This window comes from Synechococcus sp. W60.1, assembly GCF_047461575.1.
Lineage (GTDB): Bacteria > Cyanobacteriota > Cyanobacteriia > Thermostichales > Thermostichaceae > Thermostichus.
Window position 1 is genome coordinate 109620 of sequence record NZ_JANSHL010000004.1, and the last position, 16656, is coordinate 126275.

Annotated in this window: 17 protein-coding genes, 1 other RNA gene and 2 pseudogenes; 10 read left to right on the forward strand and 10 right to left on the reverse strand. The window is 58.0% G+C overall.

Going from position 1 to position 16656, the window contains the following annotated elements:
- The first annotated feature begins 67 nt into the window (after positions 1-67).
- The 4 genes from NW805_RS06025 (at position 68) to NW805_RS06040 (ending at position 2674) form a co-directional block, all read left to right on the forward strand.
- Positions 68-421 (forward strand): rhodanese-like domain-containing protein, encoded by a 354-nt coding sequence (locus NW805_RS06025; RefSeq protein WP_414357937.1) that lies wholly within the window; start codon positions 68-70, stop codon positions 419-421.
- Positions 422-442: 21 nt separating this feature from the next.
- The gene (locus NW805_RS06030) at positions 443-1669 is read left to right on the forward strand and encodes a C45 family autoproteolytic acyltransferase/hydolase (RefSeq protein ID WP_414421963.1); all 1227 of its coding nucleotides are present in this window, start codon (positions 443-445) and stop codon (positions 1667-1669) included.
- A 32-nt stretch (positions 1670-1701) separates the two neighbouring features.
- An RNA gene (rnpB, locus tag NW805_RS06035) (RNase P RNA component class A) lies at positions 1702-2132 on the forward strand.
- 209 nt (positions 2133-2341) lie between these two features.
- A complete protein-coding gene (locus NW805_RS06040; protein ID WP_414421964.1) occupies positions 2342-2674 on the forward strand; it encodes a hypothetical protein in 333 nt (110 codons plus the stop codon).
- Positions 2675-2719: 45 nt separating this feature from the next.
- Here NW805_RS06040 and NW805_RS06045 read toward each other — a convergent pair.
- Positions 2720-2878 (reverse strand): annotated as a pseudogene (locus NW805_RS06045) (TetR family transcriptional regulator); the annotation flags it as partial.
- A gap of 259 nt (positions 2879-3137) precedes the next feature.
- On the opposite strand from NW805_RS06045, the gene NW805_RS06050 reads away from it, so the two are divergent.
- Positions 3138-4022, forward strand: a complete 885-nt coding sequence (locus tag NW805_RS06050; protein WP_414421965.1) for an acyl-CoA desaturase — start codon at positions 3138-3140, stop codon at positions 4020-4022.
- 79 nt (positions 4023-4101) lie between these two features.
- Here the strand turns inward: NW805_RS06050 and NW805_RS06055 are convergent, their stop codons facing one another.
- From NW805_RS06055 to NW805_RS06080, 6 genes are all read right to left on the reverse strand, one after another.
- Entirely contained in the window at positions 4102-4362 is a 261-nt protein-coding gene (locus tag NW805_RS06055) for a hypothetical protein (protein WP_414421966.1), read from the reverse strand.
- A gap of 143 nt (positions 4363-4505) precedes the next feature.
- A complete protein-coding gene (locus NW805_RS06060; RefSeq protein WP_011432496.1) occupies positions 4506-4769 on the reverse strand; it encodes a helix-turn-helix domain-containing protein in 264 nt (87 codons plus the stop codon).
- A gap of 154 nt (positions 4770-4923) precedes the next feature.
- Complete coding sequence (locus tag NW805_RS06065; RefSeq protein ID WP_414421967.1) at positions 4924-6183, reverse strand: sensor histidine kinase; 1260 nt, start codon at positions 6181-6183, stop codon at positions 4924-4926.
- Positions 6184-6255: 72 nt separating this feature from the next.
- Positions 6256-7023, reverse strand: coding sequence for an SDR family oxidoreductase (locus NW805_RS06070; RefSeq protein ID WP_011432494.1), 768 nt, complete (start codon positions 7021-7023; stop codon positions 6256-6258).
- A 194-nt stretch (positions 7024-7217) separates the two neighbouring features.
- Positions 7218-8192 (reverse strand): ketopantoate reductase family protein, encoded by a 975-nt coding sequence (locus NW805_RS06075; RefSeq protein WP_414421968.1) that lies wholly within the window; start codon positions 8190-8192, stop codon positions 7218-7220.
- 113 nt (positions 8193-8305) lie between these two features.
- The gene (locus tag NW805_RS06080) at positions 8306-8413 is read right to left on the reverse strand and encodes a PetM family cytochrome b6-f complex subunit 7 (RefSeq protein WP_011432492.1); all 108 of its coding nucleotides are present in this window, start codon (positions 8411-8413) and stop codon (positions 8306-8308) included.
- A gap of 476 nt (positions 8414-8889) precedes the next feature.
- On the opposite strand from NW805_RS06080, the gene psbD reads away from it, so the two are divergent.
- From psbD to cobW, 3 genes are all read left to right on the forward strand, one after another.
- Positions 8890-9948: a photosystem II D2 protein (photosystem q(a) protein) gene (gene psbD, locus NW805_RS06085; protein ID WP_414332488.1), complete on the forward strand. Its 1059-nt coding sequence runs from the start codon at positions 8890-8892 to the stop codon at positions 9946-9948.
- A 193-nt stretch (positions 9949-10141) separates the two neighbouring features.
- Positions 10142-11521: a photosystem II reaction center protein CP43 gene (gene psbC, locus NW805_RS06090; protein WP_414383044.1), complete on the forward strand. Its 1380-nt coding sequence runs from the start codon at positions 10142-10144 to the stop codon at positions 11519-11521.
- A 137-nt stretch (positions 11522-11658) separates the two neighbouring features.
- A complete protein-coding gene (cobW, locus tag NW805_RS06095) occupies positions 11659-12717 on the forward strand; it encodes a cobalamin biosynthesis protein CobW (RefSeq protein WP_414421969.1) in 1059 nt (352 codons plus the stop codon).
- Positions 12718-12820: 103 nt separating this feature from the next.
- On the opposite strand, the gene NW805_RS06100 is transcribed toward cobW, so the two are convergent.
- Entirely contained in the window at positions 12821-13777 is a 957-nt protein-coding gene (locus NW805_RS06100) for an NAD-dependent epimerase/dehydratase family protein (protein WP_414358402.1), read from the reverse strand.
- A gap of 209 nt (positions 13778-13986) precedes the next feature.
- Between NW805_RS06100 and NW805_RS06105 the strand changes: the two genes are divergently transcribed.
- On the forward strand, positions 13987-15015 hold the full coding sequence (locus NW805_RS06105) for an ABC transporter permease (RefSeq protein ID WP_011432487.1): 1029 nt from the start codon (positions 13987-13989) through the stop codon (positions 15013-15015).
- 24 nt (positions 15016-15039) lie between these two features.
- Here NW805_RS06105 and NW805_RS06110 read toward each other — a convergent pair whose 3' ends face one another.
- Positions 15040-15303, reverse strand: coding sequence for a hypothetical protein (locus NW805_RS06110; protein ID WP_414421970.1), 264 nt, complete (start codon positions 15301-15303; stop codon positions 15040-15042).
- A 169-nt stretch (positions 15304-15472) separates the two neighbouring features.
- Positions 15473-16036 (reverse strand): annotated as a pseudogene (locus NW805_RS06115) (AAA family ATPase); the annotation flags it as partial.
- 130 nt (positions 16037-16166) lie between these two features.
- On the opposite strand from NW805_RS06115, the gene NW805_RS06120 reads away from it, so the two are divergent.
- On the forward strand, positions 16167-16607 hold the full coding sequence (locus NW805_RS06120; RefSeq protein WP_414421971.1) for an RrF2 family transcriptional regulator: 441 nt from the start codon (positions 16167-16169) through the stop codon (positions 16605-16607).
- Positions 16608-16656 lie beyond the last annotated feature (49 nt).

Sequence of the window (16656 nt, forward strand, 5' to 3'; positions counted from 1 at the left end):
GGCAGTCTCAGGGCAGCCGCTGAGCCGGTGTATCTTGAAAAGGGATCCCTGTAGACCAGAGTTGGCGATGTCCTCTTCCATCCGTTCCATTACGCCGCAACAGATGGCCCAACACCTACGGGATCCCGAGGCTGGGCCTCTGCAATTGATCGATGTGCGGGAACCGGCAGAGCTGGAGCTGGTGAATTTAAATGCCCTGGGCTTTCGCAACTACCCCTTGAGCCGGTACGAGGAATGGAGGGAACGGATCCTCACAGAGCTGGATCCGAATCAGCCAACTTTTGTGCTCTGCCATCATGGCATCCGCTCTGCTCAGATGAGCCGGTGGCTACAGGCCAACGGGTTCACTCAGGTTTATAACATCAGCGGCGGCATTCACGCTTGGGCCTGTGAGGTGGATCCCTCCCTGCCCACCTATTGAGGTCACGGGCAAACCAGCACCATGTTCCCCATTCTTCATCTGCAGGGGGATCCCCAACAACGAGGCCAACAGTATGGATCCCAGGCGGCCCAACTCATTCGCCACAGCATTGCTAGTTACGCCCGCCAATTTGCCTACCGCTGTGGTCTCACCTGGCAGCAGGCCCAGACCCAAGCAGAGGGATCCCTGCCCTGGCTAGAGCGCCACGTGCCCCACCTGCTGGAAGAAATCCAAGGCATTGCCGCGGGGAGTGGCTTCCGTTTTGCCGAGATTCTGGCCCTCAATTTGCGCACCGAGATTTTATCCAGATCGGTTCCCAGGGGATCCCATCCCGACTGCGCCGCTGCTCTGGAACACAATCTCCAAAACGGAGTACCCCAGCACTCAGCGGATCCTGCTCATGAATGCAAGGCAATGGAGAAACTCATCGATCCAAACCCAGCCAAGTCAGATGGGGGAGAATGTACTACCCTAGCGGCCTTGCCCCAGGTTACCTCCACCCACCACACCTATCTGGCCCAAACCTGGGATTGGCTTGGGGAGCAGCGCAGGGCCTGTGTGCTGTTGCGCGTTCACTCCGATACCCACCCTGCCTACCTCACCCTGACCGAAGCTGGGATCCTGGCCAAAATCGGCCTCAACCGAGCAGGGTTGGCCGTAGCCCTCAACCTCTTGCGCTCTACCCTAGATGGGCAAACCGAGGGAATGCCGGTGCATCTGCTGTTGCGCTTATTGTTGGAGTGCGAGGAGTGGCAGCAGGCTGTAGAGAGGGTGGGATCCTACCCCTACACCGCCTCCTCTTGTGTCAGCGTTGCGGGTACCGCAGGACAGGCGGTAGGCCTACAGCCCGCTAGTGCAATCAGCTTTGAAATCAGTCCACGAGGAATTGGCCTGCATCTCCCTCAAGGAGGGATCCTCGCCCACACCAATCATTTCCTGGATCCGGCCTTGCGAGAAGATGAGCTGCCCCCCCATATAGGATCCTCCACAAGGCTAGAACGGGCCTATCATTTGCTTCGCCAGAGTGCTCAAACGGGAACCCTAGACGCGGTCGCTCTTCAAAAAATCCTACAGGACCGGACGAATGCCCCCCACTGCATCTGCCGCTATCCGGATCCCCATCTGCCCGTCTGGGATCGCACCGAAAGCGTGGCGGCTGTGGTGATGGATTTGAACCGGCAAATCTTACACCTGGCCCCCAACATTCCCGATCACGTGGAGTTTGTACCGATTTCCGGGATTTTCTAGGTTTGGGAGATGCAGTAGGATCGAGCTGAAGAGAGAGGAGGGGCAGGCGATCGCGTCCTTGCTGTCGCCACCAGACAGCGGGATGAGGAAAGTCCGGGCTTTCAGAAGAACACACCGCTGGGGAAACTCCCAGTGCGGGTAACCGCGAGGATAGTGCCACAGAAACATACCGCCGATGGCTGGGATCCCAGCACAGGTAAGGGTGCAAAGGTGGGGTAAGAGCCCACCAGCAACGTCGTGAGGCGTTGGCTCGGTAAACCCCGGTGGAAAGCAAGGCCGCAGCCGCAGGACTATGGCTGTTCTTCGCCCCTGTCGGTTGCATCGAGGTCACGGTACCCAAAGTGGGGAAGGGTGCTCTCGATGGTGGTGAGCCGCTAGAGGGTGATGGTAACATCACTCCCAGATAGATGATCGCCAGTGCAACTCTGCACTACAGAACCCGGCTTACAACCTCCTCTCTTTTCTATCTGGTCTCTGTTGGGTCACGCCTGCCATCCACAGCTCCACGCAGGCTTGCAGAAGGGGGGGGATCCTGGCGGTTTCGGCGCCTTTCTCTGATTTTTTAGATTTTTCATCCGATAGCTGCCCCTCAACAGAGGGCTCGGTTCCGTCGGCGCCAACGGAAGGCAACTCGGCAGTTACCGCCAACATTGCTGCTCCCAAAATCATTACATGCAAAACCCCAACGGCTGCATAAAGGCGATCTGGCTCGACAGATTGCAACTCAGAGTTGGGAAATCGCCGCAAATACTCTGTCAGCTGTTCTTGGGCCTGAGAAAAACCCATCCGCAAGGCGCGACGATGTTCCTCAGAATAAAGGCCAGCCTCCCCGACCAGGGAGCGCACCAGTTCAGGATTATCGGCCAAAGCCCGAAAACAGGTGTGGACATAGCGCAGGAGAATGGCTTGCAACCCAGAACCTTGAGAGGGGGCGGGATCCGCCTTCAGAGGCAGATCGGCAATGCCGGAAAAAACCCCCAACTCCCCAAATACGGCCAGGAGTAGCCCCTGCTTGGTGCCGAAGTGCCGAAACAGGGTGACCTCATTCACTCCGGCCAAATCCGCAATTTGACGGGTGGTGGTTTGGGTGATGCCCTGACGAACGAACAGCTCCCGAGCCGCATTCAGCAGCCTTTGCCGAGAAGAAGGACGTGCCATAGTGAGGAGAAAACCTGAAGAATTGCGGCGGGCTGCAAGTGACGCTTGCATTTACGGTGGAATACCGCTAGGCTTAATGTCAAGCGAGAGGATGTCGGCAGCGTTGCCTCTGCTCCTCTTCTTCCTGTGTAGCCAAGTTCATCACAGCGGAGCACATAGCAAGTCACCGCTGGCTATGGCGGTGTCTTCAGGGGTTTGACTCCGTTTTCACGTTGGGCCGCTGTTATCCGGCGGCCTTAGCTTGGGCTTTGTGTTTTGGCTCTTTCCTAGTCAGTCTAGTCTACTTCTTCTTCTGAGGTTTTGTGGGTTCATGACCACTTCTTTTTCTCGCCAATCGCTGAATCATCCCGCTCCGCTCAATCGGCCCGAGCCCCAAGAGTCCTTTCGGTTTGCTTGGGAACATGTGCTCTTCTTTGCCATCTTTCACGTGGTGGCCCTGGTGGGAGGCATTTTCTTCTTCTCCTGGCCTGCTCTGGGGGTAGCCCTGTTTCTCCACTGGTGTTTCGGTAGCTTAGGCATCTGCTTGGGGTACCACCGCCTGCTCAGCCATCGTAGTTTCCAGGTGCCCAAGTGGCTGGAATATGTCTTCACGACTCTCGGTGCCCTAGCCGTTCAAGGGGGGCCGATCTTTTGGGTGGGCGGCCATCGTCAGCACCACGCCTTCACCGAAGACGAGGAGAAGGATCCCTATTCTGCTCGTAAGGGCTTTTGGTGGAGCCATGTGCTCTGGCTGATCTACCACCGCGAAGAATTTTTTAACCCTGAGAAGTATTTTGCCTTTGCGCCCGACTTGGCTCGGGATCCCTTCTACCGCTGGCTGGATAGGTATGCTCTGCTTTTGCAACTGCCGTTGGCTGCAATACTCTACCTGCTGGGGGGCTGGTCATTCGTCGTGTACGGTATCTTTGTGCGGACAGTGCTGCTGCTGCATTGTACCTGGTTGATCAACTCGGCCAGCCACTTCTGGGGTTACCGGACTTTCGAGAGCAACGACAATGCCCGTAACCTTTGGTGGGCGGCCATTCTAACCTATGGTGAAGGCTGGCACAACAACCATCATGCCGACCCGAAGTGCGTTAAGGCCGGTTTACGTTGGTGGGAGATCGACATGACCTACTGGGCCATTTGGCTGTTGGCGAGATTGGGCCTGGCTCGTAAGCTGCACCTGCCTGCCCAAGGCCAAGCTGCTCGCTGAACTGGTTTTTCCCAGACCTTGCAGAGGAATCATCCGGGGATCCCTATCCCTAGGGATCCCTTTTGGGTTGCAGAGAGAGCTAGTCTTCTAAGGGGCTATACTGCCACGCTCCATAGTGGTCAAGAATACGCTTAATTTGTTCTATGTCGGCATCGGGTTCTTGATGAATATGCAATGCCTCTATTTGGCTGTCTTGGTAGCGAAAGGTGGAGTTTTTTTTCCACTCCAGCTCCGTTTTCACCCCTGAAACACAAGCCAAATGGGCAGCCAATTCCCGATAAACCATCAGGGGCATAGAATCGTAGCGAACAGCGTAGCGCTTCATTTTGGGAGTGCTCACGAATGACAGCCCGATCAACGTAGCCCAGGGTATAACTCAAGACAACCCAAGTAACTTCCGGATTATGCAATCACTGCAAAAAGTAAAAGAGTCCTCTATGCAAAACTCTGGGGCGAGGACTTGACCGGCAAAACAGGATAGGACTAAGCAATTTTGTCATCGACCAAAGTGCAGCAGTTTACCTGATCCAGGCAAATCTTTCCCCACTGCAAGGCCCAGCGTACTAAGGCAACCCGATTTGCCGTTCGGGTCTTGCTCAAAATGTTGCTGATGTGATTGTCAACGGTGCGCTTGCTGATCTCTAAGCGTTCCGCAATGTCCTGATTGGTCAGTCCTGCCGCAATCAACTCGATGACTTGCAGTTCCCGTTCGGACAACAAGTCCGCGGAATGATAGTCGGTGCCCATTCCGAATGCCTGCTTAAGATGAACTGTAAGGATTACCTACCCCAATTCTAGGGGATCACCCCTGAGATGGACAGCCCTGAAGAAAGGAAATCTTAGGCGATTCTCGTCCAGATTCTGGCTGCGGGCCACTGACGCGAGCGTCTTCGGGCGGGTTTCACAAGGGATCCAGGTGCTTCCGGGGCAGTTCCACCTGAACCCACAGCCCACCGGTTTGCGGGTGATTGCGCAGTTGGATGGTGCCCCCGTGAACTTCGACAATTTGTCGCACAATTGCCAGCCCTAGGCCAGTTCCGCCTTTGCTGCGGGCCCGCGCAGTGTCGGTGCGGTAAAAGGGCTGGAAGACCAACTCAAATTGATCCTCTGGCAGGCCGGGGCCGTGGTCGTACACCTCTAGCCGCACCTGGGATCCCTGCTCCGAAAGCACCACGTGGATAGGAGAGTCGGGCTTGCCATACTTGACGGCGTTGTCCAAGAGATTGAGAACGAGGCGGTATAGGCGTTGCTCATCCCCCCAGAGATAGATCTGGGACGATCCCCTCAGGTGCAGTTCCTGGTGGCGGGGTTTGGCCAACGGCTCCAAACTTTGCCAGGCCTCGCGCACCAAACTTGCCAGATCCACCCAGCGCCACTGAGAGCGGGATGCGGCTCCCAGATTGAGGGCACTGAGTTCGAGCAAGTCTTGAACCAAACGGCTCAGGCGCAGAGTCTCATTCAGCAATCGTTCTACCCAGACTGCCTGAGCGGCATCGACCCGGCTTTGTAAAGTTTCGGCCAGCAAGCGAATGGAGGTGAGGGGGGTTTTCAGCTCGTGAGCCACATCCGAAGCCCAGCGATCCCGCTGTTGGGCCAGCATTTTTGCTTCCAGCCGGTCTTCCAAAAAAATGGCCACGTGCGCTTGCGGCAGCAGCAGCCCCCAAGCCCGCAGCGGAATCGGTTTGCCATCCCCACCGGAAGGGTAGAAAATCCATTCGCGACTTTGGACAGGAGCAGCGGTCTCCTGTCGGCGGGTAGCCTCGATGAGCTGATCCAACTCATAGGAGCGCACCCATTCCAGCAAGAGCTTGATGCCCGGCTGCCATTGGCTGATGCGCAGCAGACGCTGGGCGGCAGGATTGCACTCCAGCACCACGTTGTTTTCGTCTACCCGCAGATATCCCCAAGGGAGCCGCTGACTCAGGTATTGCCAGTTTTGCAGTTGCTGTTTTTGGTTGGCCCAATCCAGATCTTGTTGGCGAAGATAACGGCTGAGCAAGCTGAGCATCTGTTCCAGGGAGTGGAGGGGCATGGCCAGATGCACCAGGGATCCCAACCGCTGCAATTCGCGTCTGAAACGGCGCCGAGTCTGCCACAGCAGGAGCAACGTGCAAAGCAAACCGATTCCCAACCCGATCAGGATCCCGGCTTCCAGTCCCATGTTCCCACCACCTTTGCTGCCATTGTCGCTCAGGGAAGCAAGAGTGGAGGCGAAAGCCCGGTTGCCGGCCTCTTATCGACGATGTACGAGGGTGGTACTGGCTTGGTCGGTGGGCACAAGCAAGATCTCGCTGATGTTCACGTGGGGGGGACGGGTTGCCGCAAACACCACCACTTCAGCTACATCCATCGCCGTCAAGGGGGTGAGGCCCTGATACACTGCTGCCGCGCGGGCGCGATCCCCACGGAAGCGCACTTGGCTGAACTCGGTTTCCACCAGGCCCGGCTGAATCTCGGTGACGCGAATGGGGGTGCCCAGTAAATCCAGCTTCAGCCCCTCAGAGATGGCCCGCACGGCGGCCTTAGAAGCGCAATACACAGCGCCACCTGGGTAGGTCTGCCGACCGGCAATGGAGCCGATGTTCACCACATGGCCTCGACCTCGCTCCACCATGCCGGGCAAAACGGCGCGGGTAACATAGAGCAGACCCTTGAGGTTGGTATCGATCATCTCTTCCCAGTCTTGCAAGGCCCCCATGTGGAGCTTGTCCAAGCCACGACTTAAACCGGCATTGTTGACCAAGATGTCGATGTTGGCCCACGGCGAGGGCAAAGATTGAAGCGCCTGCTGCACGGCTGCCCCATCCCGCACATCCAAAGCCAGCAGGTAGGAAGGAGTGCCGTAAGCCTGCTGCAATTCCCCAGCCAGTTCCTGCAGCCGATCCTGACGGCGGGCCACCAGAATCAGGCGGGCTCCAGAACGGGCAAAAAGGGTGGCACAAGCGGCCCCAATGCCGCTACTGGCTCCGGTGATGAGCACGATGGAGTTTTCAAGCATCATTTGCTAATTCAAATGCTGTGATTTCAGTTGGGTTGAGTCGGAGAAAAATGGACAGCCACCTTCAGCTTCCTCGTCAGTTCGAGGCTACAGCCATTCTAGGAGTTCGAGCCACTTCCCCAGGGGGGAGCCTGGGATCCAGCAAACGAATCGTTTCTCTGCTGTTCGGTAGCGACCCTACCGCTCCCTGCAAGAGCCTAAAGAGAGCGCTCCAGCAGCTTGACACAAGCGTACAGGGTATCCAAATGGGGAGTGGGCACGCCCACTAAACGCCCCAGCTCGGTGATGGATCCCACAATGGCCTCGATCTCCGTCCGTCGCCCCAGCTCAACATCCTGCAGCATCGAGGTGCGATGGGATCCCACGCGGGCTGCATCTTCTAGCCGCTCTTCCAAAGAGACCGGCAGCCGGATCCCTAGAGCTTGGGCCACAGCCTCAACTTCCTGCATCACCGACCGAACCAAAGCACGGGTGGGTGGGTATTGGGCAATTTCATCTTGAGCAGCTCGGGTGAGGGCGCTGATGGGATTGAAGGCAGCGTTGCCCCACAGTTTCTGCCAGATCTCGGCCCGAATCTGCGAGGTGAGGGTGGTGGAAAGCTGCGCCTGTTCAAAGATGGCGGCCAAGGACTGCAGCCGTCCTGACAGGGATCCATCCGGCTCCCCCAGAATGTAGCGCCCACCCCCTGTGTGCAAGACCACTCCTGGCTCTGCCAACTGCACGGCGATATACACCACACAGCCAATCACCCGCTCTATCGGCAGATGGGCAGCGATAACCCCTTCTGGATCCACGGAAGTCAGGGAATGCCCCTCAAACTCGCCCCCATGCCGGTAAAAGTACCACCAGGGGATACCATTCTGGGCAATCACAATGGGGGTGTCGGGGCCACACAGGGATCCCAGTCGAGGGGCAAGCTGCGGCAAGCTGTGGGCCTTGACCGTCACTATCAGCCAGTCCTGTGGGCCCAGGGCAGCCGGATCGTCGGTGGCTGTCAACCGCTCTACCCAGGTTTGGGAGGGATCCCCCTGCCGGATGAGCTTCAGACCTTGGGTGCGAATGGCCTGCAGGTGAGCTCCACGGGCCACGACACTGACGGGAAAGCCAGACCGAGCCAGGCATATGGCCAAGTGACTTCCCACCGCCCCAGCGCCAACGATACAAATCTTCATGAGTTTATCATCTTTCCGCCACCCACCTCATATCCAGGTGGCCAATTGACATGGAATTGACATGGAGCTGTAACAAGGCCCGATACCGGGCCCGGGAGAAATCCTCGACAGCTTTACTCTGCCCCCCCTTGGGTCACCCTTAGGATCCCATATCCAAGCGCCACACCCACCAGGGTCAGCACAATGCAGAGTCCAGCAGTGGTGAAGATCTCGCCAGCCATAGATTAGATTCCTCGCACATGGGTTACATCGCCTTCTCAGGATATCGGATCCCAAGCCCTGGCCTTCACTCCAAGGGTGTAGCGGCCCAAACCCAACTCCTCGAAAAACAGTCGTTCTCCCAGACTTGATGAGATCCGGCTATCCGCCTCTATAATGAAAGCAATTTACAAGTCTTTACCGGCATAGGCTAAATTGTAATGCCTACAGCCGTAAAGCTTGTTTGGTGGCTCTCGAATGGCCCGTTGGGCCTCGCGAGTTGTGGAAACGGTTCTAAGTAGGGTCTTGAAGCGCTAGGGATCCTGACTTAACGGGAAACTCCTGAGCAGTTCTTGCCAAAGAGCCGTTCAAGGAAACTGAGGCAAAAGACCCAGGAGTTGAGTCTTTATACCTAGGCTCCGCTCCTGCTTCGAAGAAGCAAACTTTGTAGTTTCATTAATGTCCTCATTCATTTAGATGTCTTTAAGGAGTAGTTCAGATGACCATAGCGGTAGGGCGCGTGCGTCAGGAGCGAGGATGGTTCGACATCGTCGATGACTGGCTCAAGCGCGACAGATTCGTGTTTATCGGCTGGTCCGGGCTGCTGCTGTTCCCCTGCGCTTACCTAGCCCTGGGCGGCTGGCTCACCGGCACCACCTTTGTAACTTCCTGGTACACCCACGGGTTGGCCAGCTCCTACCTGGAAGGGTGCAACTTTTTGACCGTAGCCGTCTCCACCCCCGCCGACAGCATGGGGCACAGCCTGCTGCTGCTGTGGGGCCCCGAAGCCCAGGGGGACTTCACCCGCTGGTGCCAGATTGGGGGGCTGTGGACCTTTGTGGCCCTGCACGGAGCGCTGGGGCTGATTGGCTTTATGCTGCGGCAATTTGAGATTGCCCGGCTGGTGGGGGTGCGGCCCTACAACGCCATTGCGTTTAGCGCGCCGATAGCGGTGTTTGTGAGCGTGTTTTTGATTTACCCGCTGGGGCAGAGCAGCTGGTTTTTTGCGCCCAGCTTTGGGGTGGCGGGGATTTTCCGCTTTTTGCTGTTTTTCCAGGGGTTCCACAACTGGACGCTGAACCCGTTCCACATGATGGGGGTGGCTGGCGTTTTGGGTGGAGCGCTGCTGTGTGCCATTCACGGGGCGACGGTGGAGAACACCCTGTTTCAGGATGGGGATGCGGCCAGCACCTTTCGGGCTTTTGAGCCGACGCAGTCGGAGGAGACCTACTCGATGGTGACGGCGAACCGGTACTGGAGCCAGATTTTTGGGATAGCGTTTTCCAACAAGCGGTGGCTGCACTTTTTCATGTTGTTTGTGCCGGTGACGGGTTTGTGGATGTCGAGCATTGGGGTAGTGGGGTTGGCGCTGAACCTGCGGGCGTATGACTTTATCAGTCAGGAGGTGCGGGCAGCGGAAGACCCTGAGTTTGAGACGTTTTACACGAAGAACATTTTGCTGAACGAGGGGATTCGGGCGTGGATGGCGCCGCAGGACCAGCCCCATGAGCGCTTTGAGTTCCCTGAAGAAGTCCTCCCCCGCGGCAATGCGCTCTAAACCCACTGAGCTCGCTCGACTTTAGCTGCGGTAGATCCCTAGAGATCTGCTCTGTGAGGATGAGCGCTTGCCCAAGGGATCCCCTGCCGCGGATCCCAGTGGACAGGGAGCCCAACGGCAGGCGCTCGCGTTAACGTTAACTAAACTTTTTTTGGTGTCTCTTGTTCCTGACTATCATTGGAGGTTGGTCTCTGTGACCTCGACAACATTTGGTTCTGCAGTGGTGCAAGATCGCACCCAAGGCGGATTTGCCTGGTGGGCTGGGAATGCCCGCTTGATTAATCTCTCCGGTCGGCTTTTGGGCGCCCATGTGGCCCACGCTGGCCTGATCGTCTTCTGGGCGGGGGCGATGCTGCTGTTTGAGGTGGCTCACTTCACGCCGGATCGGCCTATGTATGAGCAGGGCCTGATCCTGATGCCCCACGTGGCCACTCTGGGCTGGGGGGTTGGCCCGGGCGGCGAGGTGATTGACACCTACCCCTACTTTGTCATCGGGGTGCTGCACCTGATCTCCAGCGCCGTGCTGGGGTTGGGGGGCATTTATCACGCCATTCGCGGCCCAGAAACTCTGGAGCAGTCTTTCCCCTTCTTCGGCTACGACTGGAAAGACAAGAACAAGATGACCACCATCCTGGGGATCCACCTGATCCTGTTGGGGTTGGGGGCTTTCTTGTTGGTGGCCAAGGCCATGTGGTTTGGCGGTGTCTATGACACCTGGGCTCCAGGAGGTGGCGATGTGCGGGTGATCACCAACCCCACCTTGAACCCCGCCGTGATCTTCGGCTACTTGTTCAAATCTCCCTTTGGTGGGGAAGGCTGGATCATCAGCGTTGACAACATGGAGGATGTGATCGGTGGCCACATTTACATCGGCATTATCTGCATTGCCGGTGGGATCTGGCACATCCTCACCAAGCCCTTCGGTTGGGCCCGCCGCGCCTTTATCTGGTCTGGGGAGGCCTATCTCTCCTACAGCTTGGCGGCGGTTTCGCTGATGAGCTTCATTGCCACTTGCTACATTTGGTTCAACAACACCGTTTACCCGAGCGAGTTCTACGGCCCCACTGGCCCAGAAGCATCTCAGGCTCAGGCTCTCACTTTCATCGTGCGCGACCAGCGCTTGGGGGCCAACATCGGCCAAGCGCAGGGGCCGACCGGTCTGGGTAAATACCTGATGCGCTCCCCCACGGGCGAGATCATCTTTGGCGGTGAGACGATGCGCTTCTGGGATGTGCGCGCTCCTTGGAAAGAGCCGCTGCTGGGCCCCAATGGCCTGGACTTGGATAAGCTGAAGAACGACATCCAACCTTGGCAAGCTCGCCGTGCGGTGGAGTACATGACCCACGCGCCGCTGGGATCCCTGAACTCGGTGGGGGGTGTGGCTACCGAGATCAACACGGTGAACTTCACCAGCCCGCGCACCTGGTTGGCTGCTCACAACTTCATCTTCGGCTTCCTGTTCTTCGTGGGTCACCTGTGGCATGCCGGTCGCGCCCGCGCCGCTGCTGCCGGTTTTGAGAAAGGGATCAACCGCGAGAACGAGCCGGTTTACCGGATGAAGCCGATCCGCTAACTTTGGGTTAGCACAACGGTCTCAATGGTTTGGCTTGGCCCCCATACCGGGGGCCTTTTTTTGGGCATCCCCCCCTCAAGGATTGGCAGAAAGAAAGTTTGGGGTGGAAACTGAAGAGCGCTGAGTCATCAGAGCAGATGCACAAGATCCCTGTTACCGTCATCACCGGATTTCTGGGATCCGGCAAGACCACTTTGATCCGTCACCTTTTGCTCAACAACCAGGGCCGCCGCATTGCCGTGTTGGTGAATGAGTTTGGCGAAGTGGGCATCGACGGCGAGTTGCTGCGGGACTGCCAACGGTGTGAGGGGGAGGGATCCATCCCCATTTTGGAGCTGGCCAACGGCTGTCTCTGCTGCACGGTGCAGGAGGAGTTTTTGCCCACCATGGAAGCTTTGTTGCAACGGCGGGCAGAGCTGGACTGCATCCTGATCGAGACTTCAGGATTGGCCTTGCCCAAGCCCCTGGTGCAGGCTTTCCGCTGGCCCACCATCCGTACAGGTGCCACGGTAGATGCGGTGATTACGGTGGTGGATGGTCAGGCTCTGGCCTCTGGGCAACTGGTGGGCGATCTGGCGGCCCTGGAGGCGCAGCGGCAGGCTGACGAAAGTTTGGACCATGAGACTCCGCTTGAGGAATTGTTTGAGGATCAGTTGAGTTGTGCCGATTTGGTGGTGCTCACCAAGGTGGATCAGATTACCCAAGAGGAGCAAGCTCGGGTGGAAAGCTGGCTGCGGCACCACTTGCGCCCTGAGGTTCAAATCCTCCCTTGTGAGCGGGGGCAGGTTCCCCCAGAAGTGCTCTTGGGCTTTAATGCAGCGGTGGAAGACCAGCTCGAGTGCCGCCCCAGCCACCACGATCACGGGGAGGAGCATGAGCACGAAGCTTTTGAGTCTTTCTACCTCAGCTTGGAGGGAGGTTATGAGCCGGGATCCCTGGTGGCTCAGCTACGCCAGTTGGCCCAAGAGGAATGTCTTTACCGGATAAAAGGGTTTGTGGCCGTCCCCTACAAGCCGATGCGCCTGGTGCTGCAGGGGGTGGGATCCCGATTTGAAACCTACTACGACCGCCCCTGGCGACCCCAGGAGCCGCGCTTGACCCGACTGGTGCTGATTGGGCAAAACCTCAACCGCGAGCGCATTGCCGCCCAGCTCCAGGCCTTGGCCATCAGAGAAACGGTGGCCCCCACCGGCTGATCCCTGTCGGAGGCGAGTGGGATCCCTTGGGTCCTCGGCTCTCATCCCCCAGTCCCAGAGGGAAAGGAAGTAGCGTCCAGTTCTACTGTTACTCAAAGGTGGTCTAGAGGTAGGTATCCAAAAGAGAGGCCACGGTGGGGAAGTGGCAGCGCAAACCCAGGGTTTCTGGGGAAATGGCCGGGTAAACAAAATGGCGCTGGCGCAGACAGAACTCATCCCAGGCTGAAAGCCGCACCCGAAATAGAAAGGCCAAGCCGCGAACGAGAGCCGGGGGCAGAGGCACTCGGAAATAGATCCGTTTTTTGAAATAAGCACACATCTGTTCCACACATTCATCCCAGGAGAGGGGGGGATTGCCCAACACCCAATCGCCGCCACCAGGCAGATGGGCCACCCAATAGGCCACCATCTCGGCCACATCGGCAGCGTGGATAAAGTGGAAGCTGGCATCCACCCGCAAAAAGCGGATCAGATCCAGCCAGCGGAGAACGTCCTTGAGGCCGGCAGTGATGTGGGAGTAGGGGTGGTGGGGGCTGCCGCCAAAGAGCAGGGTGGGATAAAGGGTGAGCAGGCGCTCCGGCCAGAAGCCGCTTTCCTGCCGCCGCAGCAGCATCTCGTACTTGCTGCGGATGTAGTCGGTGCCGGCCCGTCCGGCAATGGCCAAAGGCTCCAGGTCCTGGTTCAAAAGGCTGGCCGTGGAAAAGTAGATCACCTGCTGACAGCGCTCCGGATCCAACAACTGAAAGAGCTCCAGGGTGTGGGTAACATTCACGGCCCAAGCCAGGGCGGGATCCCCCCAAGCCGCTGCCATGTGGATCAGCCCATCCATCTGGCGCAGCAGAGCGGCGTGTTCCCGGATGCGCAGGAGATCGCCGGGTACTAGGGTGATAGGGGCGGGCAGCCGTTCTAGGGGCAGCCGCAGGCGGCTGGTCTCGCGGATGAGAACGTACAGGTGGTAGGCGGGCCGCTCCGGAAACTCGGGATCCCTTTGCTGGGCCAGGCGCTCCAACACATAGTGCCCCAGGCAGCCGCTAGCGCCGGTAAGAAACAGGTTTCGCAAGAGGTCTTCCCAACGGGACTCGATGAAAAAAGCTTCTGACTAGTGTACCGCTTCAGCTTCTGTCTGCCGGACTGCCTGAGCCCTCAATTCCCCTGCAAGAGAGCCGCTCGGCTTGGCAAACCCCACACTGGAAATCTGGCCGCAAGGATGTCAGCATAGTTCGACAAGAATCCAACTCAAAGAGCATATCCGAATATCCATCTGCATCTGTGGCTGTAACCTCTTCTCCGCCTTCCCGTTCCCGCGCTTTTGGCCTTTGGCCGCCGCTGGCCTTGGTTTTGCAGCGGCTGACCCAAGCGGTGCCGGTGCTGCTGTTGATCACGGTGCTCAGCTTTTTGCTCTTGCAGCTGGCCCCCGGAGATTTTTTGGATCCCTTGCGGGCGGATCCCAGTGTCAGCCAGGAGTTTATTGCCCAAGAGGAAGCGCGGCTGGGGTTGGATAAGCCCTTGGTTTGGCAGTACTTGACCTGGCTGGGCAACCTGCTGCAAGGGGATTTCGGGGTGAGCTACACCTATCGCGTGCCGGTAGCACAGCTCATCCTCTCCCGCGCCGGCGCTACCTTGCTGTTGGCGGTGTCCTCTGTGGTGCTGACTTGGCTGGTCGCCATTCCCCTAGGGATCCTGGGGGCGCTGCGGCAGAACACCCCCCTGGATCGGGCGTTGCAGTTGCTCAGCTACCTGGGCCAGGCCATGCCCAGCTTCGTGCTGGCCATTTTGCTGCTAATTGTGGCCCAAAACGTGAGCTGGCTGCCGGTAGGGGGGATGACCAGTGTTTATTTTGCCGAGCTTAGTTTGGGGGAAAAGTTGCTGGATCTGGGCCGCCACCTGCTCCTGCCCACGCTGGCCCTGAGCATCACCAGCTTTGCCGGGCTGCAGCGGATTACGCGCGGCAATTTCTTGGATGTGCTGCGGCAGGAATACATCCAGGCGGCGCGGGCCCGTGGGATCCCGGAGTGGCGGGTGATCTGGTTGCACGCGCTGCGCAACGCCGTCAACCCCTTGATCACGATCTTGGGCTTTGAGTTTGCCAATCTGCTCAGCGGTTCCTTTATCGCCGAGTTTTTCTTCAATTGGCCGGGGCTGGGCAAGCTGCTCTTGGAAGCTGTTCAAAGTTTCGATATCAATGTGGTGATGGCGGGGCTTCTGCTGGGGGCCGTGATGCTCATTCTGGGCAATTTGTTGGCCGATCTGCTCCTGATGTGGGTGGATCCCCGGATCCGACCCGACTCACTGCTGTAGTTAACCATTGCTGCTACGGATCCCTCAAACAGGCGGCTCAATTGTGGAGACAATATCCCGAATCACCGCCTCAGCCTCTTGCCGTCGGTTGCCGGCCATCTCTCCCGACCCGGCCAGAGAAACCCGATGGGTCAGTACCGGCACGAACATTGCTTGCAGATCTTCTGGTAGACAAAAGCTGCGCCCTTTCACCAGCGCCTGAGCCCGTGCTGCCCGCGCCAAGGCCAGGGCTCCACGGGTGGATACCCCCGACCGCAGCAGCTTGGACACGCGAGTGGCCTGCACCACCTGCAGAAGATAGTCCGCCAGGGATCCATTCCAAATACACCTGATCCACCGCCGACTGAATCTCTCGCAACTCCATCAGGGAGAGAACCGGCTGCAGAGCATCCACCGGCTCGGCCTGTTGCCGTTGCAAGAGTAAAGCTCGCTCTACCTCAGGGCTGGGGTAGCCAATCGACAGCCGTACCAAAAACCGATCCAACTGGCTTTCTGGGAGGGGATAGGTGCCGTGGTACTCCAAAGGATTTTGGGTGGCCAACACCATAAATGGGCTGGGCAGCGGGTAGGTGCGATCGTCCAGCGAAACCTGCTTTTCCGCCATTGCCTCCAGCAGGGCACTTTGGGTGCGGGGCGAGGTGCGATTGATTTCATCCGCCAAGACCACGTGGGCAAAAATGGGGCCGGGACGAAATTCAAAATCCCCTTTTTCTTTGTTGAAAAGGGTGAGGCCAAGGATATCTGTCGGCAATAGGTCGCTGGTAAATTGAATCCGCTGAAACTTGGCTCCCAAACTGTGGGCGATGGCCCGCGCCAAAGTGGTCTTGCCTACACCGGGCACATCTTCAAGCAAAACATGACCTTCCGCAACCAAGGCCGTGACCACCGCCTGCACCACCTGCGATTTGCCCTGAAACACGGATTCGATATTGGCAATCAGCTTGCCAATCTGTTGGTGCAAGGTTTGTAATCGCTCCGCTGGGATCCGTGCTGAACCAGACCGGGTGCTGACACTCGCCATAAACCATTCCCAAAGGGGCCTATTCCACCTTACAGGCTGGATCCCATTGCCAGCTCAGGGCGGGATCCCGCTAAACCCCAGTGAAAAACCGGAGTATCATAGACCTAAGCCCTCCACAAGGATGGATATCTTGGAACTGTCTTGCAAAAGTGAATATGCTCTCCTGGCCCTTCTGGAATTGGCCCAGCACTACAGCGATGGCCAGGTGCTGCAGATCAAAGAAATTGCGGCTCATCAGTCCATACCCGACCGCTACTTGGAGCAATTGCTGGCCACCTTGCGCAGACAGGGGTTGGTGCGCAGCCAACGGGGATCCAAGGGAGGCTACTTCCTGGCCCGAGCACCCTGGCAGATCTCGCTGCTGGATGTTATCCAGGCCATCGAGGGGGAAGATCTCACCCGCTTCCGCGACTTGCCCTCGGGCGATCTCACCCCAGAGCGGGAAGTGCTCCTGAAGGCCTGGCAAGATGCCCAAGCTGCGGCGGTAGCCATTCTCCAAAAGACCACCCTGCAAGACCTCTGCGACCGGCAGGCACAACAGCAACAGGCTCGGCTCATGTACTACATCTAGGCCAGAGGCTGGAGCTGGGATCCCTGGCAAGTTTTGGGTTATCCTGAAA